This is a genomic window from Nitrosopumilus cobalaminigenes (assembly GCF_013407145.1).
GTDB lineage: Archaea > Thermoproteota > Nitrososphaeria > Nitrososphaerales > Nitrosopumilaceae > Nitrosopumilus > Nitrosopumilus cobalaminigenes.
In genome coordinates this window covers 300,833-324,133 of sequence record NZ_CP026993.1, presented here as the reverse complement: position 1 = coordinate 324,133, position 23,301 = coordinate 300,833, and the positions used below count along the sequence as shown (strand labels likewise).

At 33.8% G+C, this 23,301-nt stretch carries 23 protein-coding genes; 11 read left to right on the top strand and 12 right to left on the bottom strand.

Annotation, left to right across the window (positions count from 1 at the left end):
- Window positions 1-6 precede the first annotated feature (6 nt).
- On the top strand, window positions 7-867 hold the full coding sequence (locus C5F47_RS01860) for a PEFG-CTERM sorting domain-containing protein (protein WP_246271214.1): 861 nt from the start codon (window positions 7-9) through the stop codon (window positions 865-867).
- A 73-nt stretch (window positions 868-940) separates the two neighbouring features.
- Window positions 941-1,741: a PEFG-CTERM sorting domain-containing protein gene (locus C5F47_RS01855; protein ID WP_179361218.1), complete on the top strand. Its 801-nt coding sequence runs from the start codon at window positions 941-943 to the stop codon at window positions 1,739-1,741.
- Here the strand turns inward: C5F47_RS01855 and C5F47_RS01850 are convergent.
- The 3 genes from C5F47_RS01850 to larC are packed head-to-tail and all read right to left on the bottom strand — an operon-like array spanning window position 1,738 to window position 4,920.
- Window positions 1,738-2,904: a cysteine desulfurase family protein gene (locus tag C5F47_RS01850; protein ID WP_179361217.1), complete on the bottom strand. Its 1,167-nt coding sequence runs from the start codon at window positions 2,902-2,904 to the stop codon at window positions 1,738-1,740. The genes C5F47_RS01855 and C5F47_RS01850 overlap by 4 nt on opposite strands.
- Window positions 2,901-3,698 carry an ATP-dependent sacrificial sulfur transferase LarE gene (larE, locus tag C5F47_RS01845; protein WP_179361216.1) on the bottom strand — a complete coding sequence of 266 codons (798 nt, stop codon included), beginning with the start codon at window positions 3,696-3,698 and terminating at the stop codon, window positions 2,901-2,903. The genes C5F47_RS01850 and larE overlap by 4 nt, the downstream gene beginning before the upstream one ends.
- On the bottom strand, window positions 3,685-4,920 hold the full coding sequence (gene larC / locus C5F47_RS01840) for a nickel pincer cofactor biosynthesis protein LarC (RefSeq protein ID WP_179361215.1): 1,236 nt from the start codon (window positions 4,918-4,920) through the stop codon (window positions 3,685-3,687). The genes larE and larC overlap by 14 nt, the downstream gene beginning before the upstream one ends.
- Window positions 4,921-5,009: 89 nt before the next feature.
- On the opposite strand from larC, the gene C5F47_RS01835 reads away from it, so the two are divergent.
- Genes C5F47_RS01835 through C5F47_RS01825 form a run of 3 tightly spaced genes read left to right on the top strand, consistent with a single transcriptional unit; the run spans window position 5,010 to window position 8,380 of the window.
- The gene (locus C5F47_RS01835; protein ID WP_179361214.1) at window positions 5,010-5,924 is read left to right on the top strand and encodes a malate dehydrogenase; all 915 of its coding nucleotides are present in this window, start codon (window positions 5,010-5,012) and stop codon (window positions 5,922-5,924) included.
- A gap of 33 nt (window positions 5,925-5,957) precedes the next feature.
- Window positions 5,958-6,740, top strand: a complete 783-nt coding sequence (larB, locus tag C5F47_RS01830) for a nickel pincer cofactor biosynthesis protein LarB (RefSeq protein WP_179361213.1) — start codon at window positions 5,958-5,960, stop codon at window positions 6,738-6,740.
- Window positions 6,741-6,799: 59 nt separating this feature from the next.
- Window positions 6,800-8,380 (top strand): B12-binding domain-containing radical SAM protein, encoded by a 1,581-nt coding sequence (locus C5F47_RS01825; RefSeq protein ID WP_179361212.1) that lies wholly within the window; start codon window positions 6,800-6,802, stop codon window positions 8,378-8,380.
- Here C5F47_RS01825 and C5F47_RS01820 read toward each other — a convergent pair.
- From C5F47_RS01820 to C5F47_RS01810, 3 genes are read right to left on the bottom strand one after another with little or no spacing between them, the layout of a single operon-like run.
- On the bottom strand, window positions 8,375-8,698 hold the full coding sequence (locus C5F47_RS01820; protein WP_179361211.1) for a hypothetical protein: 324 nt from the start codon (window positions 8,696-8,698) through the stop codon (window positions 8,375-8,377). The genes C5F47_RS01825 and C5F47_RS01820 overlap by 6 nt on opposite strands.
- A 47-nt stretch (window positions 8,699-8,745) precedes the next feature.
- Complete coding sequence (locus C5F47_RS01815) at window positions 8,746-9,720, bottom strand: CFI-box-CTERM domain-containing protein (RefSeq protein ID WP_179361210.1); 975 nt, start codon at window positions 9,718-9,720, stop codon at window positions 8,746-8,748.
- Between the two features lie 54 nt (window positions 9,721-9,774).
- A complete protein-coding gene (locus C5F47_RS01810; RefSeq protein WP_179361749.1) occupies window positions 9,775-12,924 on the bottom strand; it encodes a peptidase in 3,150 nt (1,049 codons plus the stop codon).
- Window positions 12,925-13,062: 138 nt separating this feature from the next.
- Here C5F47_RS01810 and C5F47_RS01805 point away from each other — a divergent pair, with 138 nt between their 5' ends.
- Window positions 13,063-14,415, top strand: a complete 1,353-nt coding sequence (locus C5F47_RS01805) for a cation diffusion facilitator family transporter (RefSeq protein ID WP_179361209.1) — start codon at window positions 13,063-13,065, stop codon at window positions 14,413-14,415.
- On the opposite strand, the gene C5F47_RS01800 is transcribed toward C5F47_RS01805, so the two are convergent.
- Both C5F47_RS01800 and C5F47_RS01795 read right to left on the bottom strand, forming a co-directional pair.
- The gene (locus C5F47_RS01800) at window positions 14,412-15,590 is read right to left on the bottom strand and encodes a ZIP family metal transporter (protein WP_179361208.1); all 1,179 of its coding nucleotides are present in this window, start codon (window positions 15,588-15,590) and stop codon (window positions 14,412-14,414) included. The genes C5F47_RS01805 and C5F47_RS01800 overlap by 4 nt on opposite strands.
- Window positions 15,580-16,611, bottom strand: a complete 1,032-nt coding sequence (locus tag C5F47_RS01795) for a multicopper oxidase domain-containing protein (protein ID WP_179361748.1) — start codon at window positions 16,609-16,611, stop codon at window positions 15,580-15,582. Before C5F47_RS01795 ends, C5F47_RS01800 begins: the two co-directional genes overlap by 11 nt.
- 157 nt (window positions 16,612-16,768) lie before the next feature.
- On the opposite strand from C5F47_RS01795, the gene C5F47_RS01790 reads away from it, so the two are divergent.
- A complete protein-coding gene (locus tag C5F47_RS01790; RefSeq protein ID WP_179361207.1) occupies window positions 16,769-17,275 on the top strand; it encodes a hypothetical protein in 507 nt (168 codons plus the stop codon).
- On the opposite strand, the gene C5F47_RS01785 is transcribed toward C5F47_RS01790, so the two are convergent.
- Entirely contained in the window at window positions 17,267-17,578 is a 312-nt protein-coding gene (locus C5F47_RS01785; protein WP_179361206.1) for a hypothetical protein, read from the bottom strand. The genes C5F47_RS01790 and C5F47_RS01785 overlap by 9 nt on opposite strands.
- An 84-nt stretch (window positions 17,579-17,662) precedes the next feature.
- On the opposite strand from C5F47_RS01785, the gene C5F47_RS01780 reads away from it, so the two are divergent.
- The 4 genes from C5F47_RS01780 (at window position 17,663) to glmS (ending at window position 20,952) form a co-directional block, all read left to right on the top strand.
- Window positions 17,663-17,815 carry a hypothetical protein gene (locus tag C5F47_RS01780; protein ID WP_179361205.1) on the top strand — a complete coding sequence of 51 codons (153 nt, stop codon included), beginning with the start codon at window positions 17,663-17,665 and terminating at the stop codon, window positions 17,813-17,815.
- Between the two features lie 124 nt (window positions 17,816-17,939).
- Entirely contained in the window at window positions 17,940-18,521 is a 582-nt protein-coding gene (locus C5F47_RS01775) for a 30S ribosomal protein S13 (RefSeq protein WP_179361204.1), read from the top strand.
- 9 nt (window positions 18,522-18,530) lie between these two features.
- On the top strand, window positions 18,531-19,139 hold the full coding sequence (locus C5F47_RS01770) for a 30S ribosomal protein S4 (RefSeq protein WP_179361203.1): 609 nt from the start codon (window positions 18,531-18,533) through the stop codon (window positions 19,137-19,139).
- A 52-nt stretch (window positions 19,140-19,191) separates the two neighbouring features.
- A complete protein-coding gene (gene glmS / locus C5F47_RS01765; RefSeq protein ID WP_179361202.1) occupies window positions 19,192-20,952 on the top strand; it encodes a glutamine--fructose-6-phosphate transaminase (isomerizing) in 1,761 nt (586 codons plus the stop codon).
- On the opposite strand, the gene cobT is transcribed toward glmS, so the two are convergent.
- Genes cobT through C5F47_RS01750 form a run of 3 tightly spaced genes read right to left on the bottom strand, consistent with a single transcriptional unit; the run spans window position 20,939 to window position 23,265 of the window.
- A complete protein-coding gene (gene cobT, locus C5F47_RS01760; protein ID WP_179361201.1) occupies window positions 20,939-22,003 on the bottom strand; it encodes a nicotinate mononucleotide-dependent phosphoribosyltransferase CobT in 1,065 nt (354 codons plus the stop codon). The two genes, glmS and cobT, sit on opposite strands and share 14 nt — an antisense overlap.
- A 9-nt stretch (window positions 22,004-22,012) precedes the next feature.
- Window positions 22,013-22,621 (bottom strand): hydroxyacylglutathione hydrolase family protein, encoded by a 609-nt coding sequence (locus tag C5F47_RS01755; protein WP_179361200.1) that lies wholly within the window; start codon window positions 22,619-22,621, stop codon window positions 22,013-22,015.
- Entirely contained in the window at window positions 22,618-23,265 is a 648-nt protein-coding gene (locus tag C5F47_RS01750) for an NAD(P)H-hydrate epimerase (protein ID WP_179361199.1), read from the bottom strand. Before C5F47_RS01750 ends, C5F47_RS01755 begins: the two co-directional genes overlap by 4 nt.
- Window positions 23,266-23,301: the final 36 nt, after the last annotated feature.

The following is a 23,301-nucleotide window of genomic DNA, read 5'->3' as shown; positions in this document are numbered from 1 at the left end:
TTAACCATGTCAACAGCATATGCTGAACACCATGAAGGTGGTGAACATATGGAAGATCATTCAGATCTACCACAAGCATGTGTAGGATGTACTATGGAGGATGCTAAAGCAGCAGCAAACAAAATGTTGCTTAAAGACATCCCAGTATCTGTTTGGACAGATAAAACAGAATATGGACATAGCGACATGATTACAGTAAAAGGCCAAGTAGCAAACACATCTGGATTTCCAGTTACAATTACTGTGATTAGTCCTCTAAACTCTATCGTTACAATTGATCAATTAGTTGTAGCTGAAGATGGAAGTTTTGAGACAACACTAAACACAGCAGGGGCAATATGGAAATACGACGGTACCTACACCATTAAAGCAAACTATGGAAGTGCTGAAAAAAGTAACAGTGCAAAAGTTGAATTAAGTGGTGGAGTTGCATATACACCAAATTATCAAACACCAAGCAAACCAGCTAAGCAATGTAGTTCTAACGAATTATCTGCAAGTGGTCAATGTGTACCATTTAGCATTTCAGGTGGAATGGTAACTAGTGCAACCCTCAATACTAATGATAATTCGATTGTCATTAGCATCAACGCAGAAGATGATGGAACATTAACAATAACCCCATCAAAAACAGTCCAAGACGGTATCTTCATGGTACTAGTTGACGGAGAAGAATGGGATGATGTTGAAATTGTTGCAAACAAAGTAACAGTGATGTTCCCAGCAGGCGCTGAAACAATTGAAGTAATCGGTACCTTTGTGATTCCAGAATTTGGTACAATCGCAGCTATGATTCTAGCAGTAGCAATTATCTCAATAATTGCAGTATCTGCAAAATCAAGACTAAGCATTATACCAAGATACTAAAAGTCACACAACTTTTTTCATTTTTTCATTTTTTAATAGTAAAGGAAATATACAAACGAGTATTTTGAAATTTGTGGGTTCTAGAATATTTTATAGTCTAATTGCATTATTGATAATTACTACAGGAACCGTATTTGCACAAGAACCTCTAATTTCAGTTCAAACAGATGATAATCATTATGATGAAGGAGACACAGTAGTAGTTTCAGGAAATGTGAAAACAGTAATAGGGGAAACGCCTGTAATATTACAATTATTTACTGAGGGGAATTTAGTAGATATTGCACAGTTGACAGTGGCTCAAGATGGAAGTTTTACAAAAACATTCCTTGCTGAAGGAGCATTGTGGAAAAAATCCGGAGATTACACCATTGTTGCCTCATATCAAGAACATCAGATAGAGACAGAATTTTCATACGCCCCAAAATCAGAAGCCATTGAAACAACAGAACCTTATGAAGTTGATGCAGGAAGTCATGGTACTTTTGATGTAGAGTACACCATCAAAGGGGGTACTGTAAAAAATATGGTGGTAGATTCCGATATTTTTGCAGTCATAGTACAAATTGATGCAACAGATGAAGGAACCATAACTTTAGATCTACCTAGAGAATTCATAGGGGCTGAAAAACAAGATGGTAAAGATGATACTTTCATCATCCTAATAGATGGTATTGAGGTAGCATATCAAGAATCAGTTGTAAATTCAGATTCCAGAGTAATTACTATTAATTTTGAACAAGGAGATTCAGATATTGAAATTATTGGCACATATGTAGTCCCAGAATTTGGTACAATCGCAATGGTAGTTTTGATAGTTGGTATTATGGCCACAGTAATAGTTACTAGAAATAAACTTCAAATCAAAATTTAGGTTTTAGAAAAAGAATATTTTTCTTTGAATGGTGAGAAGGATCTTAATTCTTCAACTATTTTTTTAAGAGATGTAACAGTTTGTTCAATTTCATTTTCATTGTTAAACACACCCATTGTTAATCTTAGAGAGCCAGTAATTTGTTCATGAGAAAATCCCATTGCTTGTAAAACATGTGAAGCTCTCTGAGTATTAACAGAACATGCAGAACCTGTTGAAGCTGCGATTCCATATTCATCTAGTTTGATTATAAGATCCTCACCATTAACACCAAGAAATGTGAAATGAGCATTATTTGGTAATCTAGATTTTGGATCACCATTAAGAGTTACTTCAGGAATTTCCTCTAAAACTCTGTCAACTAAAATATTGCGAAGTTTACTAACATATGCCATATTTTCATCTAAATTGTTTTTTGCAATTTCACATGCCTTACCAAATCCAACAATATTAGCAACATTTTCAGTCCCAGAACGCAAACCATGTTCCTGACCCCCACCCAAAATTACAGGATCAATTTTAATTCCATTTTTGATGAATAATGCACCTATGCCTTTTGGACCATGTAGTTTATGAGAGGAAATTGATAGTAAATCTATGCCTAATTCTTTCACATCAATAGGAATCTTACCAACTGCCTGAACAGCGTCAGTGTGAAATGGAATATTTTGTTCATTGCATATTTTAGCAATTTCAGAAATTTTTTGTACAGTACCTACTTCATTATTTCCAAACATTATTGAAACAAGACAAGTATTCTCAGATAGATGATTTTTCAATTCAGATGGATTAATCATTGCAAATTTATCAACTGGTAAATAGTCAACAATCAATCCAGATTCTGAAAGTTTTTTGCATGGCTCTAAAATAGCATCATGTTCAATTGAGGATGTAATAATTTGGTTAGAGGTGTCACTTACAGGGATTCCTCTAAGAACAGTATTGTTTGATTCAGTACCGCCAGAAGTTAACAAAATTTCTGAAGGATCAGCATTGATTAATTGTGCAATTTGTTTTCTTGCTTTTTCTATTGCTTTGTGAGCTAGTCTACCATATCGATGAATAGATGATGCATTACCATATTGTTCTTTAAGATAAGGTAACATTGATTCTAAAACATCTTCATGAATTTGAGTTGATGCGGCATTGTCAAGATAGATCAATCTGCAATCACATTAATTTTTCCTGGTTTATACCCTTCTTGATCAACTTCAACAGAAGTAAATCCAATCATCTTTAATTTCTCAGTGATTTGTTTCAATACATTTTGATCAAGTCTAGATATCATTTGTTTCTCAACTTCAATTTTTGCAGAACCATCAATATCACGCACTCTTACTTGTTTTACATTTGTAAGTTGTTTTACAATAGTTTCACCAAATTCAATTCTAGTTAATTTTTCTGCAGTAACTCTTTGCCCCCAGGGAATTCTTGATGCCAAACATGAATTTGACGGCTTGTCATATACAGATAATCCAATTGTTTTGGCAATTTCTCGAATTTTTGGTTTTGAAAAACGAGTTTCCACCAAAGGGCTTCTAATTCCATTTTGTTTTAATGCTTCAATTCCAGGCCTATAATCACCCAAATCATCAAGATTTGTTCCATCTACAATGACTTTCACATTGTGCTCTTTTGCTAGTTGAATCAAATGATCTCCCAATTCCATCCTACAATGAAAACATCGATCTGAATTATTTTTTATAAAATCCTCATTTTCAAGTTCACTGTAATCCAAAAGAAGTTGTTTGATACCTATCTCAGAACAAATCTGCTTAGCAGTACCAAGTTCCTCTGCGGACAGAGTTTTGTAATCAGCAGTAACTGCAATGGCAGAACTTCCTAGTTTTTGAAATGCAGCATATGCCACAAGAGCACTATCTACGCCTCCAGAAAGTGCAATCATTACTTTATTTTTGTCATCAAACCAATCAACTAAACTTTCAAGAGTGGTCATTATTTGCCTCCAATTTTTCAATTTCTTTTCTCAAAAAGATTTCAGTTTCTTTAATGGATTTATCAATTGCATTAGAAATTGTCTTCAAGTCATCAAATTCAATTTTAAAATCAGTTTTTCCTTTGAAAGAAGATTTTTTGTAGTTTACTTGAAAAGGTTTACCGCTTAAAGTTACAGAAACATTATGATTTGATCTTGGAACAATAAATCGATTTGAATCAGAAACTCTAATTCCCAAAGTTCCAGTTTCCAAAACCAGCGTATCTGTTATTTCATCAATAGTATCATCAGTGCAAATTACTGATACAAGATTAGTAGGTCTTCCTTTCTTTGTGATTCCATGGTAAATAGAAACATCTCGTGCTCCTTTTTCCATAATTTTCTCAATTAGATTTCCTAAAATTTCTCCTGAAATGTCATCTACATTTGTTTCAAGTATTTTTACAGAATCAACTTCAAAATGGTTTTCAGAGCCTCTAACAATTTTCAAAACATTGGAAAAAGATTCAAAATCTTTTTGTCCAGCACCATATCCAATAGATTCAATTTTCATTGAAGGGTAATATCTTACTGATTCATGAGCCAAATTTACTAAAACACAGGCTCCAGTTGGTGTTGTAAGTTCTTCATTTGCATCATTTCCTTTAATTATCAAATTGGAATTTTTGAAAATCTCAAGAATGGCGCTTGCGGGATTTGACATTGTTCCATGTGAAAATGATACAGATCCACCACCCACTGAAACAGGCAAACAAACAATTTTTTCTTCAAATAACCCCAAATCCTCCAATGCCAATGTTATTCCAACAATATCTACCAAAGTATCAATACTGGATGCTTCATGAAAATGAACAGATTCTTCAGGAATTCCATGTATTTTGGATTCAGAGGAAATTAATGTGTCAATACAAGATTCCGCAAACAATTTTGCTTTTTCAGAAAGATCTAATTTATTTACAGAATTCAATATCGCAGTTTTGATCTCTGAACCTTTTCTTTCATGGATATCTTCATCAAGTTCTAAAATTAGTTGTAAGGATTCAACTCCATGTTTTTGAATTTTTTGAAAATCAATTTTCTTTATTGTAGAACCTGGAAGGAATTTTTCAGATTCTTGAATACCTTTGATAATTTTATTTTTGTCAGATCCTAAATCGATTAAGGAGCAAAGAAGCATATCACCAGATATACCAGCGATTTGCGGATCAATAACAATAACCATGATTAAAAATTATCAAAAATGCTTATAAATTCGACTAATATTTCGAAAATTTCATTAGATTTAATTATTCAAAATTAACACCGATTTCTATGATTACTATAATTGGTTCAGGTAAAGTAGGCGGAGATGCTGCGTTATTTTCAGCACTAAAACGATTAGATGATCAAATATTATTACTAGATGTTGCCGAAGGACTTCCTCAAGGAGAAGCAATGGATATCAACCATATGCTTTCAGAACAGGGAATAGATGTAGAAGTAAAGGGTTCAAATGATTTTGCAGATATGAAGGGCTCAAAAGCAGTTGTAGTTGTAGCAGGCTCTGGAAGAAAGCCAGGCATGACAAGAATGGATCTTTTGAAAATTAATGCATCGATTGTAAAAAGTGTGGTTGAAAATGTGAAAAAATATGCAGATGACTCTATGATAATTCCGGTGACAAATCCACTTGATCCAATGGCTTACATCACATACAAAGTTTCAGGATTCGATAGAAGCAGAGTGTTTGGAATGGGAGGTATGTTAGATTTATCAAGATTTAGACAATTTATTCACGAGGCAACAGGTCACTCTCGTGATTCCATAAGAGCTCTAGTAATCGGAGAACACGGAGAAAACATGTTACCACTACCAAGATTTTCGTCAGTATCAGGAATTCCATTATCATCTTTTCTTCCAAAAGAGAAACTTGATGAATTAGTAATAAACACAAAACAAGTAGCAGCTAAGGTAATTGAATTAAAAGGTGCCACAGTTCATGCACCAGGAAATGCAATTTCTGCAATTTTAGAATCAGTTGTGAGAGATAGAAAACAAGTCATTCCAGTTGCAACATATCTTGATGGAGAATATGGTCATTCCGATGTTACAATTGGTGTTCCAGCAATTATTGGTAAAAAAGGAGTTGAGAAAATTATAGAGTTGGATCTAAATGATGAAGAAAAACAGGTGTTTGATAAAGCAGTTGAAAGTGTAAAAAGTGCTATTTCAGGTATTGAGATCTAAGCCTTTTTTTATACTAACAAAGAAAATCTATCATTGGAAATTCATGAAATTCTAGAATCAGTTAAGGAAGGAAAAATTTCAACAAATCATGCAAAAAAGTTGCTATCGTTATATTCAATTGAAGAAGTAGAAGGATTTGTAAAAATAGATTTCAACAGAAGAAAACGAAGAGGCATTCCAGAAGTAATTTTTGCTGAAACAAAAGAATTAGATGAAATTAAAAAAATTACAAAAAGAACTCTGGAAAAAACAAATTCAGTAATTGTATCCAGAATTAAGAAAAGCGATTATCCAAAAATATTGGCATTTGCAAAGAGATTAAAAGTCAAAATAAAAACTGGAAAAAATTCATCATCATTATTACTCTATAATAAACCAATTAAATTTCAGGGGGGAAAAGTTGGAATTATGACAGCAGGTACTTCAGACATAGGAGTAGCTGAAGAAGCCAGATTGATGTGTGAGGCAATGAATTGTAAATGCATTACAAGCTACGATGTAGGAGTAGCAGGGATTCAGAGAGTTTTTCCAATTTTAAAAGAAATGGTAAATGAAGAAGTAGATTGCATCATAGTTGCTGCAGGAATGGAAGGCGCATTGGCAACTCTAGTTTCTACATTGGTAGATATTCCAATCATAGGAATTCCTACATCAGTCGGGTATGGGTATGGAGAAAAAGGAATAGCGGCTTTGGCATCAATGCTTCAAAGTTGTTCTTTGGGATTATCTGTAGTAAATATCGATAACGGAATTGCAGCAGGGGGGATTGCAGCAAATATTGCTAATAGGGCAATAAAGAAAAATAATTTAAAATAAAATTCTAGAATTGCCTACCTCGTAAATGATATATAACATACCTAAAAGAAGTTGGGTAATTGGCTGGCAAACGTGTTGTACTTACTGCTGATCGTAGCTTAATGACAAATTATCGAGGGAATTTTCTTTATGGGTTTATCGCATGTGGTCCATATGAGGTTCTACCAGAATGGGTATTTGATAAAGTATTTTGCCCTTCAGTAGAAACGGATCCAATAACAGGAGAAGTTAAAGTTGCCCAAGTTGGATTGAGGAGAATTGAAAGTTCATTGATTCAAGGAGGATACAAAAGAGAGGATGTTTTCATGGCACATCCTGAAATGCTTCAAAAATCAATTGGGCCAGATACCAAAGTTGTAGGAATTAATGTAATGGATCCATTAGGAATGGCTCCAGTTACAACAACAATGTCTCCAGAAAAATTATCGTATGTTGCAATGAAGTTTAAAAAAATGTGTGCAAGTATTATTCAACTCAAAAAGAAATATGATTTCAAAGTAGTAGTTGGAGGAAACGGTGCATGGGAATTAGCCAAATCAGATAGAATGAAAATTCATGGAATTGACACAGTAGTTGTAGGAGAAGCAGATGAGTTAGCTGTGGATTTATTCCAAGATTTGGAAAAAAATGATGCTCCAGAACTAATGCATTGTTTCGTAAGGAATCTTGAAAATATTCCAGTTATTGAAGGACCTACAATTAATTCGCTAATTGAAGCAATGAGAGGTTGTGGAAGAGGTTGTGACTTTTGTGATGTAAACAAAAGATCAAAGAAAGATCTTCCATTAGAAAGATTACAACAAGAAGCAAAAACTAACCTAGATTATGGATTTGATTCCATATGGTTGCATTCTGATGAAATGTTACTTTATGGATGTGATAATAGAGATTTTGTTCCAAATAGAGACGCCATTGTTGATTTATGGCAAGGATTGAAAGGATTAGGGGCAAATTTTGTTGGAACAACACATATGACATTTTCTGCAGTTGCAGCAGATCCTACTTTGATGCAACAAATTTCTCACATTAATGAACAAGATAGAACCGGAAGATGGCTTGCAACTAATTTGGGAATTGAAACAGTGGCACCAGACATGGTAAAGAAACATCTTGGTGTTAAAACAAAACCATTTGCACCTGAAGAATGGGGAAGTGTTGTAAGAGAAGGAGCTAAAATTCTAAATGAAAATCATTGGTTCCCAGCTGCAACCATCATTATTGGATGGCCTGATGAAACCCCAGATGATATTCAATATACAATTGATATGATGAGTGACTTTAGAGAAATGGACTTTAGAGGTTTGGTAGCACCTTTACTTTATCAAGACTTTAGTGAAAAGAACTCAATGCATTTCGGAAATTTGAATGAAGCACAATTTACACTATTTTGGAAATGTTGGGAGAATAATTTACGTGTCATTAATGACATCATTCCAATTATTCTTAGAAACAAGACTTACGGACCTCCAATGAAAGTATTCATGTATGGAATTCTCAAAGCAGGTACTTGGGCAATTATGAGATATTTGCGAGGATTATGTAAAGACCTATTCAATGGAAGAACTCCGGACGAAATTATAGGTAAATATGCAAGAAGCAGATCAGTAACTGCACCAAAAATTCAAACAAAGAAATTATAGATTTTCAATAGCAACGTCTGCTATGGTGTTTCGTTTTGGTGTCAATGAAATAAAGTAAACTTTGTCTGCCCTCTCTATACCTTCGACTTTTTTGAATGATTTTGATGCAACATCAAATTCATAAATTCCTGGTTCTAGAGAGCCTTTTGCATAAAGCATCAGGTATGTTTCTCCAGTTGAAGGACTAAGTGGAATAAATGACAACACATATCCCTTGTATGAATTAATTGGCATTGTATTTTTCATTGGAGGTGCAGCTGATGCCATATACATTAGAATATCTTCAACTGATTCGAATTCTTCGTACTCAATATGCATGAAAAATCATAATGTGTTTCAGTATAATAACCTAGAGAGTTATTAGATTATTTTCTAGTTTTGATGTGTTGATGAACTTTGAATCCAATCAATGCAGGTGCTGCAATATACATACCCAAGTTGAGAGCAATTACAGAGATACCAAGTCCCAATACTTCAACTTCTGAACCTTCATCAGCGAGCGACATTATTGATAATGTTGACAACATTGGAGTGATGAGTGTCTTGACTGTTTCTTTAAACATTGGGCTTTCTCTTTCCCAATCAGCAACAGTTGGTGCAAATGAATAGTATATTGTGTTAAATCCTAACATAAAGGATGTTCCAGATGTTGTGCTGAATAATGTGTTATCTCTAATTTCTCTTAGTAATTGTACTTGAGGTGCTAATTCAGTTCCATATGCTGCTGTAGCAATTAAACATCCACTGTCAGGTTCTGGTTCTGATTTGATTACTTGACACATTCCATTTACCAATTCAGTTCCTGCACCACATGTTGGTTCTGGTTCTGGTTCAGGGGTTGGTTCTGGTTCTGGTTCAGGGGTTGGTTCTGGTTCTGGTTCTGGTTCAGGGGTTGGTTCTGGTTCTGGTTCAGGGGTTGGTTCTGGTTGGCCAGAAATTACTTGTTCTCCACCAACATAATTTACCATAACTTCAGATTTATCAGCACCATATTGTAATTTGACAGTGTAATCACCAGATAATTTCCATAGAGGACCACCAGCAACAATAGTTTTTGAAAAAGATCCATCAGAACTTGGAGTTAACTGTCCTATTTGCACAATTGCATTGTCAGGAGATACAATTAGAAAAGTGAGTCCTTTTCCAGATGATGAATCATAATCAGGAAGAGTTCCAGAAATTACAACTGATGCACCATTTGAAACGATATCTAAATCAGTGGATACAGGTAATGCAGGATTGGGATCACTAGTTGCAAAAGCAGCACCACTAATGCCATATGATAGAATTGAAATTGATAATAATGCAAATGCTAAGAATCCAGTTAGCCTCATTTTCATTTTGATTCATGAGTTGAGGTATTTATGTTTTCAATGAAACAAAAATTGACCAGATTATATTCTTATGATACCTTTTTTGACCAAGTATTGAATTGATTTTACAAAGTCCTCATCAGATATTTGATCATTTGCCCACCATTTGGCATTATTTTTGATCCATTCAGGAATCTCTTGTTCAGAAATTGTGATAGGAGTTCCAGGTAAAATTGTAATTAATCCCTCCTCAATCAAATACTCAATTCCATCAATAAATTCAGAATCAGTTACAGAATTTGAAGACCACCATTTGGCATTATTTTTGATCCATTCAGGAATTGAAGTATTCATAACAACAAATGATAGAGTTTTAACAAATTCATCATTGTGAGATAATTCTATTTGATAAATTCCTGTTAGAGATTTATCAGTTATTGAAATTATTGAACGATAATTTCCACTGCTAGAAATTGTTGCTGCAAAATTTTGAGTCTTACCATCAGGAGTTGTAATTAATACATCCAAAGGAATTCCTCGTCTATGGTTATCAAGACTTCCAGATAGAATGATATCTTCAGAAATATTTGAAACAGGTTTTATAATTTCATAGGAACTTAATTGTGGAACACTGTAAAATGAAGAAGTAGAACTTCTCAACAAACTAAAGGTATTAGGATTTCCTAAATTATCTCTAGAATCATAGTACTTTGCATCAAGACTACCTCCTGCTGAAGAAATCAATGCTGTTCCAGATTTGTTACATATTTTAGAGGGCATTTTGAATACACCTTCAAAAATGCCTGTACTAGGACCAGTTTCTACAAGAGAAAAACCACTAGCACCCAAACCACCATACTCGACTCCATCAACAGTACAACGTTTGTAACGAATATCTTTAATCAAAACTTCAAGTAAAATAATCCCATCTTTTCCTACGGTATCAACATTAACTGAATTAGGATCATTAACTGTGAAATAGATATCAACTAAATCATTTTTCAAATTTAGATCAGGATCATTTACAATTATGGTTACAGGTTGTCCAAAACGATATGTTTGTGAATTTGAAGATAAAACACCAGAACTTGTATTGATGTCAGATTTTGTAGAAGTTGTAGTAAAAACACCTGACACATCAAGATCTGAATAGGAAATTGATATGCCTTCATCATCAACCAATCTATCAGTGATAATGAATTTGATATGATCATCAATTGTTCGAATGGTTTGAATGAAATCTGAATCTAAAATATTTAATTCATTTGCAACAGAATATTCCAGAGTTCCATCAAAAGTAGATGAATTATCAGATGTCTCTTCTAGTTCAAAACGGTAAATGGAATGATTTACATCATTAGCATTTACAATTCCAAATGAAAAGAAATCTAAAACTATGGGTTGATCATTAGTTTCACTTGATACAGTGGCAATTCCAGTACTATCATTTGATGAATCAAAATTGATTACAACATAAACTGTTCCGCTTTTTGTAGAAATTGCTTGTACATCAGTATCGTCAATTTGAATTAGTCCATGCGAGGAAGTTAAATCTCCAGAATCTACAATTGTTATAGATGATGAACCCAAAGTTCCAAAGGATAATTCAATTGTTGTATCAGAAAAATCTGAAATTCCAAAATCATTAGTAAATGATCTGAAATCATAATTTAACCAGTTCGTACCATCAGAATTCGAGACTGAGGAATCAATAAAGAAGGAATCTAAATCAGATGCTGTTAACCCCATATTTAACGAGATTTTTTCAAATGCACCATTTGAGACGGTGGATGTGTCAATATTCAGGCGTGCAGAATTTGAGTCAGGTACATCAGAATTTGCTGAATCACCTAAAGTCAGAGAAGCAGTAGAGAGAGGGAAGAAATCAACATCAAAAGCATCTTCAAGAGTTATCGGAGAACCAATTCTCAAAGTTGGAATAATTGAAGAATCTCGAAATACATCCAAGTTATCACGTACACCTGAATTGATATTTTGATCAGGGTCAACTAGAACAAGTGGAAATTCTGTGCCAGGTTTCAAAGATTGTAATCCATCACCTAAAGTTAATGTCGGATTTACCAAAGCAACTGAAGCAGATGATGATCCTGTTACAATTGAAATAGATTTATCATTATAAGAAATTGAACCTGCTTGACCTCGTGGAGCATCATCTAAAATTCCTAAAGTAGATTGATCATTATCATCCCCATTATCAAATATTCCAGAATTTGGACCAACTTCAACTAATGTTAAAATCTCTGAATATGTCATAGTGCCATCTGAAACACTAGTACTGGGTTGCTCATCATTTGATTGAAGTTCAAGAACAGAACCTAAATTTATTGAAAGTTGGCCATTGTCTTCAAAACCAATATTATCTAAATGTGGCACTAAATCAACTAAACCAATTCCTCCATTTGCAGAACTAGTTCCTGCATCATCATATGCTTGATAAAATATTGAGGGAGTAGAACCTATATCAAATGTCCAAGAATCTTCATCAGTTGGGTCTTGATTTAATTGAAAATCATTTACAGTCAAGAAAACTTCTGCATTATTTGGAAAAAGATCTCTGTCAACATTCAAAGATATGTTTTGGATTTCATCATATTCTAATGAAACCTGTTGTGATTGACCACCAGGGTTGTATTGGATGTTAATGTTATCAAATGAATAAAGTTGTATTAATGGCCAAGCATCAGGATCCAATCCAATTTGTCCAGAGGGAATATTGGAGTTGGTGTTGATGGCTTTTGCATTTCTAACAACATTATTTACATTTGTTCCAGATGGAGATCCAGTACATTCAGAGAAGGATGTGTTTCCATTAGTTGAACCAACAGCAGAACGTGGAATTGCAAATCCATCAGTGTCTGAAAGAGATATTCCAATTATAGAGGAAGCAGTATTGCGACTACAAAAAACACCAAAATCCAACCCTTCACCTGCTAAACCAACTGTAGAATCTGCTTCTTTGGCTTTCTGTACATTTGCAAAATATGCATACCAATTGCCATCTGTTGCCTGAACCATTCTTAATGATTTTCCATTAATTGTCACATCAGGTTCTCCCTTTCCTTCACCAGTGTCTTTTAGATTTGGGTCATTTACCACTACTTCAATTATCATAGAACCAGCAAAATTATTGTCAAATCTAGAATTTTCAGCTGAGACGAATAGATTATCATTACTTGATGCTTCAACATCAACAGTAGTGAAAAGTAACATTATAGACAAAGTAGCCACTAAACCAAAAAATTTCCTATCCAATATGCGTAAAACACATTTTCATCACAAATAACGTTGTCGTATGATTGCTTCTTAGAAAACGGTAATACGTGATTCAAATTATCAAAAAGAAGGAAAATGTTTGTTCAAAGAACCAGAGTTTTACAGATATCACTATTAGCTATATTTTCAGCATTTTTGGTGGAATTAATTTTTGGTTTAATTTCAAACAGTTTAGCATTAATCACAGATAGTATTCATGCATTACTAGATAGTGTTGTTACACTTGTTTTACTTTTAGCTGCAAGATGGGCAATTAAACCACCAGATGCTGAGCATACGTATGGGCATGGAAAAATCGAATCTCTTGGAGGACTGATTGGAGGAATAGCAATTTTTTTGATTGCTTGTTATTTCATTTACGAATCAATCAACAGATTACAAAGTCCCCCACCAAGTGTTTTGCCAGGATTATTTGCCATAATTGGTGGATTATACACAATTGGAATTGATTTTTTCAGAATTATTCTTTTGAGAAGATCTATCAAAAAAATTGGCGGTGCTACTTTGAAAGCAGATTTTTATCATGCCTTCATGGATTTGGGTTCAACTTTAGTTGCAATTATTGGAATTGTTTTAGTTTCATATGGATTGTATTTTGGAGATTTTGTTGCAGCATTAATCTTAGGAATTCTGTTAGCCGGACTAAGCGTGAAACTAGTATACAAAACAGCATTAGATTTGACTGATGTAATATCTCCTGAACTTGTAAAAAAAGTTAGAGAGATTTCAGTAACAACAGAAGGCGTAATTAATGCAGGACCAATTCTTATGAGAAGATCAGGGGATACAATTTTTGCAGATGTCACCATTTCCTTAAGAGGAGACACTAGTTTTGATAAAGCCCATGAAATAAGTGACAGTGTAGAAGAAAATATTAAAAATAAAATCCCAAATGCATCAACTACTATTCATTTTGAACCAAATTGGAAAGATGTTCCCCTAGATGCAAAAATTTTAGAAATTGCCAAAAGTATAGAGGGTGTTAAAGGAGTTCATAATGTCAGTACGCATAAAACAAAAGGAAAATCGTTTTCAAATCTACACGTAATGGTAGATAGAGAAATCAATCTTTTATCAGCTCATAAAATTTCTGAAATTATAGAACAAAAAATTCAAGAGCAGATTCCAGAAATATCTCATGCCACAATCCATTTAGAACCATTTGTTACTGTTCCAGAAAAATTCCATATTGAAGATATAGAAACTGAAGAGAAAATTAAAACAATATTAGAAAGATATTCAGACATCAAAAAAATTGGAAGAATATTATCTTTGAAATTTGAGAATATTCTGAAAATAGATATTGATTGTTCATTTGACAAAGATTTGTCAATTGAAAAAGTTCATGATTTAACATCAGAAATAGAGCATATTATTAGAGCAGAAATCAATAATTCAGTAATCACCATACATCCAGAGCCATATTAGACCAAAATGCTAGTTAGATACATTACCAACATTCCTACTGCAAAACCAGATGCTACTGAGGCACTTGAAAGATTATTGTCACCCTCGTCTCTAATCCATTTCATTATCACAATAATTACCTGAAATATTGCACCGGCACCAATTGAGAGAAAAATCACCGAAGTGAACGGAGAATAAGAAAAGCCACCAATCCACGCACCAAAAATAGCAGGGGCTCCTGCTATCATTCCCATAGCTGCCAATTTTCCAATCATTAATTTTCCTCTGGACATTGGTGCAGCAATAGCTATTCCTTCAGTGGTATTGTGTAAAGCAAAGCCTACAATCAGAAACGTGCTAAATGCAACAGACCCCAATCCAACTGCTGCACCGATTGCAAGACCTTCACCAAAATTATGCAATCCTATTCCAATAGAAATCATTAGTGCTATTGCAACTGGTTTTGAAAGTTTTGATGAACTAGCTCTTTCAACAAGCTTGTTTCCAGAATAGTATAATCCAAGAAAAGACAATATTGTTACAGTAGCGACCAGTAAACCACCATTGAAGCTTCCTGCCAGGCTTTCATCAGAAACTTCCATGGCTTCCTCAATAGAATCAATTGCTAAGAAAAGCAATAATCCTGCAGTTAATGCTAAAAAGAAATGGAATTTTTGTTTGCTTATCTTCTTGATAAAAGGAAGCCACAATAATCCAATCATCACAGGAATAATTCCAACATAAGTTCCAATAATTGCAAAAAAGATAGCAAGATCTAAACTAGGTTCTAATGCGGGAGCAGCAGCTTCAACTTCTTTTTCAAATCTGGTTCCATCTTCAATTGTTATTCCAATAATGTATGGTTCTGCCTCATTCCATTCAAATGGAATTCTAACCAAAGTTGTCTCAAATCTTTCAAGGAATCTATCAGGTTCTACAGCAGCAGGTTGGATTCTATCATTTACATCTGCCATAGCTACTTCAACAGGAATTGGTCCTGTGTTTCTAACAGTTGCTTGAATTTCAGAATCAACGAAATCAACTTTTTCAATAGTTATTTCAGGTAAAGGAATTCCTAAATCTAACAAATCAGCGCCAGGACCAAAAATGTACACCATCATCAAAATTACAAAAGCAAATGGAATCACTCCACTTGCAATGACTCTTCCTTTAGATGACTTATCACTAAGTTCCATATTCTATGTCCTGTATAGATTTGTCTGGATTATCTTTTACAAGAAATATTCCAACCCATCCTTTCTCTGAGAACTCTACCTTGTGAGCATGGAAGAGGTATTTACCAGGATATTCATACTCAAATTCCATAATTCCACGCTCAGTTTGAGACATAGTTATCATATCTGTATAAAATGACGGAACAAGATCAGTTCCCGTAGGATAATACTTGTACAAATTACCATGAAGATGTAAATTGTTTATTGGATCAAATTCCACCATATTGACTACGTAAACTCGGATTAATTCACCAGTATTGATTTGGATAGGATGATGTTGATAGTAAAAAGGAATTGTGTTTGCAGCATAGAAATTGTTTTCCCCATCAAAATCCATATCCAAACCATTTAGAACCATCACCATTTCATCTGCTGCAGGTCTCCCCTCTTTTGGATCAACTATGAAGACACCATAAAGACCACGTACAATATGTTCCTCAAGGGGCATAATATGGCAATGATATGGGTGAACCCCAACAGGTCCTGCTTCAAATTCATATACAAATTGTCCTCCATTACCCCCTACAGGTTCAAAGACTCCATCCATTCCAGCAGGATGAATTCCATGAAAATGCATTGTGTGTTCTTTTGAGCCATTGTTGATGAATTTGATTCTAACGATATCTCCTTCAGTAGCTCTTATGGTTGGACCTGGAACAGTTCCATTAAAAGTCCAAACATTAAAAGAAATACCAGGTGAAATTTCTTGGACTCTGTCATCTTCAGCAATAATTGTATAATCTCTAATTGTCTGTCCACTTTCAGAAGTGGACACTCTTCCATATTCAAAATTCCTCAAAAATTCATCTGGATCAAATTCCACAGTAGAAACAGTATACAAAGGATCAATTATTTCACCAGATGTTTGGACTACGGCACCAGAATGTGTAACAAACGTTTTTGGTTCAGATTGAGCATCTGAAAAACTAGGAAAAAATACAACTGCAGAAAATCCAACAACTAATGATAGTAGTAAAATCATTACAGTTGAACGACCTATTCTCAAGATATATAGAAAATTAAAATTCTTTATTTAAAGTTACCCTAAGCTAACTTTTTTAGCCTAATCTAACTTTCTTGTATCAGATTAATGATTTTTCAAAAATTAGGTTTAAAACAAAGAAAGTCAGCCTAAATCTATGCAAAAATCAGGATTAGTAATAGTAATTTTTGGGCTATTGATTGTGGCAGGATTAGCTGTTTCAGTAATAGAAAATCAAATCACATTAGAAGGGATTAATCAAGGAAATGGAAAAGTAAGTGTGGCTGAAACTGTAACAGTTACAGTAGGCATTGATAAAGAAATTACACAGACAGGAATTTTTGCAGTTCAGATTATGGAATTCAAAGAAAATACAATTTCTGCAAAAATTTTAGACCCATCAAATATAGAAATAATTTCTCAGAAAATAAATGAGGAAACTATTGAACAAGAGTTTCAAGTATTTGAAACAGGAAATTATCAATTAGTTATTGAGAGTTCAGATGATGATGAAATTTATGTAGCAGGGGCAATAGGTCCACTTCCAGATGCAGGCAAAAAAATAATTCTTTCTAGCATGTCATTAATCATTCTAATAATAGGTATGGCAGGATTAGCTGTTACCGGAATAATAGAAATTAAAAACAGAAAAAAATCAGTTTAGATAACTATCCATTTTTTCTAAGCCACTGATAGTGGCATCAAAGTTACCACCATCTTCAACAATACTAGTTAGTTTTTCAGAATTGGCAGATATTACACATTTTCCATCATCAGAATTTTTTGAAATAAAGCCATGTTCAATCAAATATGCAAGTCGTTCAAGTACTTCAGATTCAGAAATAGATGATTGTTCAGCTAAGAATGAACATTCTTTTTCACCATTTTCTAGCTCAGCTAAAATTGAAGATGTAATTGGATCAAACATACATTCAACAATTTTTTCCCGATCAAAGGTCTCATTCATAATTAAATGAAAAATTATGAAAGTTATAACTTTTTGAATATTTCTTCCAATAGGATAATTAAGAAATAATGCCTTCACAAAACCATGCAAAAACTCTGTAGTAAAGATCCATCTGGAAAGGGAGTACACTGTTTTTGTGTAGATATTGACGCTCAAAGAGGTATCAAAAAATGCTGTAAATGTAATCAATGGAATGTACAGGGTAATGACTGGACAAGTGATGAGGACTTTAGATAATAAAGCTGAAAAATTTGGCAAAATTAGGCATGAACTTAATATTAAAATCAACATACATTTCAAAAATTATTTAATTTGATGCCTAGCATGGTTTTTATCGGGGATTCTTTGAATTTTTGAATACTTGAGTGCACAAGAATATAGACACATTGTCAGAATAGTCGGAAACGATATCAGAGGAGAGAAGAAAATGATTATCGGATTGACTCAGATAAAGGGTCTTGGCTATAATTTTGCAACTGCAATTCTTGATACTCTAAAAATTAATCCAAATTCCAATATCGGTAATCTTACAGAAGAAAATGTTCAAGCAATTGAAAAATTAATTACAGATCCGATTGCTAGCAAATTTCCAACATGGTTCCTCAATAGAAGAAAGGATATTGAAACTGGTAAGGATATGCATTTGTTGACTTCAGATATTCCATTTACATTAAGAAACGATATTGAAAGAGAAAGAGTCTCTGCAAGTTGGAGAGGTTATCGTCATCTAAGTGGTCTCAAAGTTAGAGGACAAAGAACTAGATGTACCGGTAGAAAAGGCGGTGCAGTTGGTGTAGCCAAAGGTGGAATGGCAGCTCCAGTTAAGAAAGGAGGAGCAGGCGCTCCAGCAGCAGCTCCAGCAGAAGGTGCAGCAGCTCCAGCAGAAGGTGCAGCAGCTCCAGCAGCAGAAACCCCAGCTCCAGCAGCGGAGAAAAAAGAATAGGTGTTTTGAATGGGAGATCCAAAATACTCACGTAAAGTATGGAAAAAACCAAAACGACCTCTTAATTATGAATTAAAAATGGAAGAGCTAAAAACTCTCGGAACTTTTGGATTAAGAACTAAAAGAGAATTATGGAAAGCACATACAGAATTAGCCCGGGTAAGAAAACAAGCTAGATCATTACTTTCATTGAGACAAGAAATTAGAGCAGAAAAAGAACCAATCTTAATGAATTCTCTTGCAAGAATTGGTTTGGTAAGTAAGGATGCCACATTAGATGATGTACTTAACCTAAATGCAACAGATCTGCTTTCAAGAAGATTACAAACTATTGTTTCAAATAAACTTGGATTCAAAACACCATATCAAGCAAGACAAGCAGTGATTCATGGCCACATCATGGTTGGAGAAAGAAAAATCGATATTCCATCATACACCGTTACAGTTGAAGAAGAAGATAGTGTTCATTTTGCACCAGAATCGAAGATTCCTGAAATGTTAGAAAAAACAAAGAAAGAGGAACCAGTAGAGGCTCCTGCAACTGAAGAAGACACTGAGGCTCCTGCAACTGAAAAAGCAACCGAAGCCCCAAAAAGCGAAAGTTCTTCAACAGAATAATCAAAAAAATAGGCTTATCAGTAAATAACCCCAATTATCAAAGAGAATCATAATGTGTTCAATTATCGGTTATTACGGAAAAGAATTTGCTGCACCCATCATAGTCAAGGGACTAAAAAGAATGGAATATCGAGGATATGATAGTGTCGGAGTTGCAACAGAATCTGAGAATCAAATTGAATTAAAAAAAGGAATTGGCAAAGTAAATGAAGTAAATTCAAAAATTCAACTTGATTCACTTCCAGGAAAAATTGGAATTGGGCATACCAGATGGGCAACTCATGGAAAAGTTACAGACTTTAATGCACATCCACATCCAAGTAACTCAGGAAAAATTGCTATAGTACATAATGGAATTATTGAAAATTTTGAAGAGTTAAAGAAACAACTAGAAGAAGAAGGATATCGTTTTAAAAGTGAAACAGATAGTGAAATCATTGCAAATCTGCTTCAAAAATATTTTGAAGAAACAAATGATGTTAAAGAAACAATTTTGAAAACGGTTTCAGTAATCAAAGGACATTACGCCTTTGTAGCAATGTTTGAAAATGGCCAATTAGCTGCTGCAAGATTTCATGAACCACTAATTGTAGGAGTGGGTCAAGATGATTTCTTTTTGTCTAGTGATGTTTTGGGTTTTATTGAATTCACAGATGATGCAATTTATTTAGAAAATGGAAATTTTGTAATTTTGGAGGAAAATAAATTTCAAATTTTAGATTTTCAGGGAGAACATGCAAAATATGGAATAACAAAAGTATCTAAAGAATTTGGAGATGCCTACAAAGGAGATTATGCACATTATACGTTAAAGGAAATCTACGAGCAGCATGAAACAATATTGAAAGCAGGAGAAAAAACTCAAGAAGCAATTGAAAAGACAGCAGATTACATCAAACATGCCAAAAATATCTACATTACAGGAAGTGGAACTAGTTACAATTCTGCACTAATTGCAAAGCAGATTTTTTCAAAATATGTAAAAATTAAGGCTGAACCCATCATGTCAAGTGAACTTCAATTCGCACCTGACAGTATTGAAGAAAATTCAATCATAATTGCAATGTCTCAAAGTGGGGAAAGCGCTGATGTTTTAGAAGCAGTAAAAATAGGAAAACAAGCCAATTGTAAAATTATAGCTATTGTTAATTTGATGACATCATCACTTGCAAGAGAAGCAGACGTAGTAATAGGAATGAATTGTGGGCCTGAAATTGGAGTTGCTGCAACAAAAAGTTTCACATCTCAACTTGTAATTTTGTATAAAATTGTGCAAAAATTAAGTGATGACAAAATCACAATTAATTTTGAAAAATTTGCAGAGTCAATTGTAAAAATATTAGAAAATCCTAAAAATATTCAACAGATTGCTACAAAATTAAAAGATGTTTCAGATGTCTACATTTTAGGTAGAGGGATAAATTATCCAATTGCAATAGAAGCCGCACTAAAACTTAAAGAACTAACATACATGCATGCTGAAGGAATCCCAGGAGGAGAATTAAAACATGGACCTCTTGCATTAATGGATTCAAATGTATTTGTAATTATTTTTAATCCAAATGATTCTACATATGCTGATACGCTAACAAGTGCAAGAGAAATCAAAGCTCGTGGTGCAAAAATTATCGGCATTTCTGATATCGAAAGTGATGTTTATGATTATTGGATTGAAATGCCAAAAATAGATCAAGTGTTGTATCCAATTTCAGAAATAATTCCAATTCAATTTTTGGCATATTATGCAGCTTTGGAAAAAGATGCAGATCCAGATTATCCTAGAAATCTTGCAAAATCAGTTACTGTGAAGTAAATAATCTGTCATATTCTTTTTCAGTCATCTCTAAAAATTTTGTAGAATTATTTCCAGTTTTTATCATTGAAGAAATAATACTTCCACCAGCTCCAACACCTTCTTTTGCAAATCCTTCAGAAAATGCTTTCAAACCTGGATATTGTGAATTCTTCAAGCCTGGATTTACTGAAATTGCAGGAATATCAGCAATTTCTTTTACAAGACTAGTGAAATTTGCAGTCTTGTCATCAGTGATGTATGAAGTTGTTCCAATTGATGTATTTTCTTCGTTAAAACCAATTTTTGATGCAAATGCCAAAACAGCTGCCATTTGAGTTCCACCAGCTAACATTACATTTGATACACTAGATGCAGAACTCAACATTCCTGCAACAAATGGAATCATAGGATCACCAACCTTTGCAACAATACTGTAAGGGTGTTCAGAATCTATTCTTTCTAGAGCAGAATTGACAATTTGATTTTTCAACTCTATTGGATTATTTGGGATGCTGGAGCTAACTTTTGCATCAAATCCCAATGCTTTCAAAACTGCTAATGCTGTAGTAGTACCGCCAGGAATACTTTCTCCAATTATTAAACAATCAGTTAAAGAGGCCATACTTCTACCAACGATTCTTCCATAATCAACAGCATGTGAAACTTGAGAATCAGTCATAGCATCTTCTGTTGAAATATTTTTTCCAAATGTCATACCAGTATCCATAAATGGAAGTTGAGGTGAAATTTTACTTCCAGCATTAATTGTCAAATGAGAAATACTTGCAGATTCTAATGCAGTCTTTGTAAGTAATCCAGGAGTAGGTTTTCCATCAGGAGTCATCGGGATTTTATCAATTGATTTGCAATAACCATAATGAAGATATTCAGCATCTGCTGGTGGCGTGTATTGTATAGAGTCCTTATCAGCACCTGCAAAAGTAATTCCAGGAATTTCACATGTTTCAGTATATGAGATTACAAAGGAAAAAAGAAATTTTTTAGATTTCATTGACTCGAGAAAACTTTGTCCTTGATCTATATTTCCAAAGAGTTCAAAATTTTCCATTAAAATCCCTTAACCCATCATATCAAGAAACTGTTGTTCAGTTCGTTTTTGCATTACATGGTTGGTGAGTTTTTCTTGTCCAAGAGTAGAGGTTTCAGCAGAACCGTAATTATGACCTGAATACATGACTAGATTTTCATCCAATTTATGTAAAACATCAAAAAGGCTATGATAGAGGTCTTTGGCCGAACCACCAGGTAAATCAATTCGTCCACAATTTCCAACAAACAGTGTATCTCCAGAGAAAATTTTCCCATCACCTACAAGGCAAATACTATCTTGTGAATGACCTGGAGTGTGAAGTACTTTTAATTTTGAATTTCCAAATTCAATAAAATCACCATCCTTAACTGTAATGTCGTGTTTTAATTCTGATTTTTCATGTTGAATTATTGGAGCTTTTGTAGATTCAACCATGGCCTCATTACCTAAAGTATGATCAAAATGGTGATGAGTATTTACAATGTATTTTATTTTCAGATTATTTTCTTTTATGATCATTTCTAATTCTATCAAATCCCAAGAGGGATCAATTATGATGGACTCGCTGGTTTCTTCATCTTCAACAATGTATGAGAAATTCTGCATATTTCCTACTTGGATTTGATGAACTTTCATAGTATACCCTCTTCAGCTTCAGGAGGAATTCCAATTTTTTCAGCATATAATTCACCAGTCAAATCTTTTCGTTTAGGAATCCCTTCCTTCATTTTGTGAAAAGTTACTGTCATGTTGCACTTTGTGAAAATATTTGCTGTTTCACCAGTTTGCGGATCTAATCCGGATGGAACATCTACTGCAAATTTGTAACAATCAGTTTCATTGATATAATTTATTGCAGAGGCATATGGTTCTCTAATCTCTCCAGTGATTCCAGTACCTAAAATTCCATCAATTATAACATCAGGTTTAAAATTAAATTCTAAAGAATCTCCAGACATTAACTTTACAGAAGGCATTTTTTCCAATATTGACCAATTCCAATTACTTTCCTCAGTCTTTATTTTATCAGGACTGCCAAGAAGCATTACTGTAACTTTAGCACCATATCCTGCCAAATGCCTTGCCATTACCAAACCATCGCCACCATTATTGCCTAATCCTACAAAAATCAAAATATTTTTTGATTCTGCATTTCCAATTTTTTCAAGTAATCTTCTAACAGCTGCAGCTCCTGCATTTTCCATCATGAATTTTTTCAAAAATCCCATGTCATGACCTTTATTTTCAATATTATACATTTGATCAACAGTAATTTCCATATCTATTATGAAATAATATCCAAAATAAGAGTTTAG

What these genes read in the sequence shown, in the direction of transcription:
- C5F47_RS01860 (WP_246271214.1), top strand. Translation starts at nt 7, where the DNA reads ATGTCAACAGCATATGCTGAACACCATGAAGGTGGTGAACATATGGAA.
- larE (WP_179361216.1), bottom strand. Translation starts at nt 3,698, where the DNA reads ATGACCACTCTTGAAAGTTTAGTTGATTGGTTTGATGACAAAAATAAA.
- larC (WP_179361215.1), bottom strand. Translation starts at nt 4,920, where the DNA reads ATGGTTATTGTTATTGATCCGCAAATCGCTGGTATATCTGGTGATATG.
- C5F47_RS01835 (WP_179361214.1), top strand. Translation starts at nt 5,010, where the DNA reads ATGATTACTATAATTGGTTCAGGTAAAGTAGGCGGAGATGCTGCGTTA.
- C5F47_RS01820 (WP_179361211.1), bottom strand. Translation starts at nt 8,698, where the DNA reads ATGCATATTGAGTACGAAGAATTCGAATCAGTTGAAGATATTCTAATG.
- C5F47_RS01815 (WP_179361210.1), bottom strand. Translation starts at nt 9,720, where the DNA reads ATGAAAATGAGGCTAACTGGATTCTTAGCATTTGCATTATTATCAATT.
- C5F47_RS01810 (WP_179361749.1), bottom strand. Translation starts at nt 12,924, where the DNA reads ATGTTACTTTTCACTACTGTTGATGTTGAAGCATCAAGTAATGATAAT.
- C5F47_RS01805 (WP_179361209.1), top strand. Translation starts at nt 13,063, where the DNA reads ATGTTTGTTCAAAGAACCAGAGTTTTACAGATATCACTATTAGCTATA.
- C5F47_RS01800 (WP_179361208.1), bottom strand. Translation starts at nt 15,590, where the DNA reads ATGGAACTTAGTGATAAGTCATCTAAAGGAAGAGTCATTGCAAGTGGA.
- C5F47_RS01795 (WP_179361748.1), bottom strand. Translation starts at nt 16,611, where the DNA reads ATGATTTTACTACTATCATTAGTTGTTGGATTTTCTGCAGTTGTATTT.
- C5F47_RS01790 (WP_179361207.1), top strand. Translation starts at nt 16,769, where the DNA reads ATGCAAAAATCAGGATTAGTAATAGTAATTTTTGGGCTATTGATTGTG.
- C5F47_RS01785 (WP_179361206.1), bottom strand. Translation starts at nt 17,578, where the DNA reads ATGAATGAGACCTTTGATCGGGAAAAAATTGTTGAATGTATGTTTGAT.
- C5F47_RS01780 (WP_179361205.1), top strand. Translation starts at nt 17,663, where the DNA reads ATGCAAAAACTCTGTAGTAAAGATCCATCTGGAAAGGGAGTACACTGT.
- C5F47_RS01770 (WP_179361203.1), top strand. Translation starts at nt 18,531, where the DNA reads ATGGGAGATCCAAAATACTCACGTAAAGTATGGAAAAAACCAAAACGA.
- glmS (WP_179361202.1), top strand. Translation starts at nt 19,192, where the DNA reads ATGTGTTCAATTATCGGTTATTACGGAAAAGAATTTGCTGCACCCATC.
- cobT (WP_179361201.1), bottom strand. Translation starts at nt 22,003, where the DNA reads ATGGAAAATTTTGAACTCTTTGGAAATATAGATCAAGGACAAAGTTTT.
- C5F47_RS01755 (WP_179361200.1), bottom strand. Translation starts at nt 22,621, where the DNA reads ATGAAAGTTCATCAAATCCAAGTAGGAAATATGCAGAATTTCTCATAC.
- C5F47_RS01750 (WP_179361199.1), bottom strand. Translation starts at nt 23,265, where the DNA reads ATGGAAATTACTGTTGATCAAATGTATAATATTGAAAATAAAGGTCAT.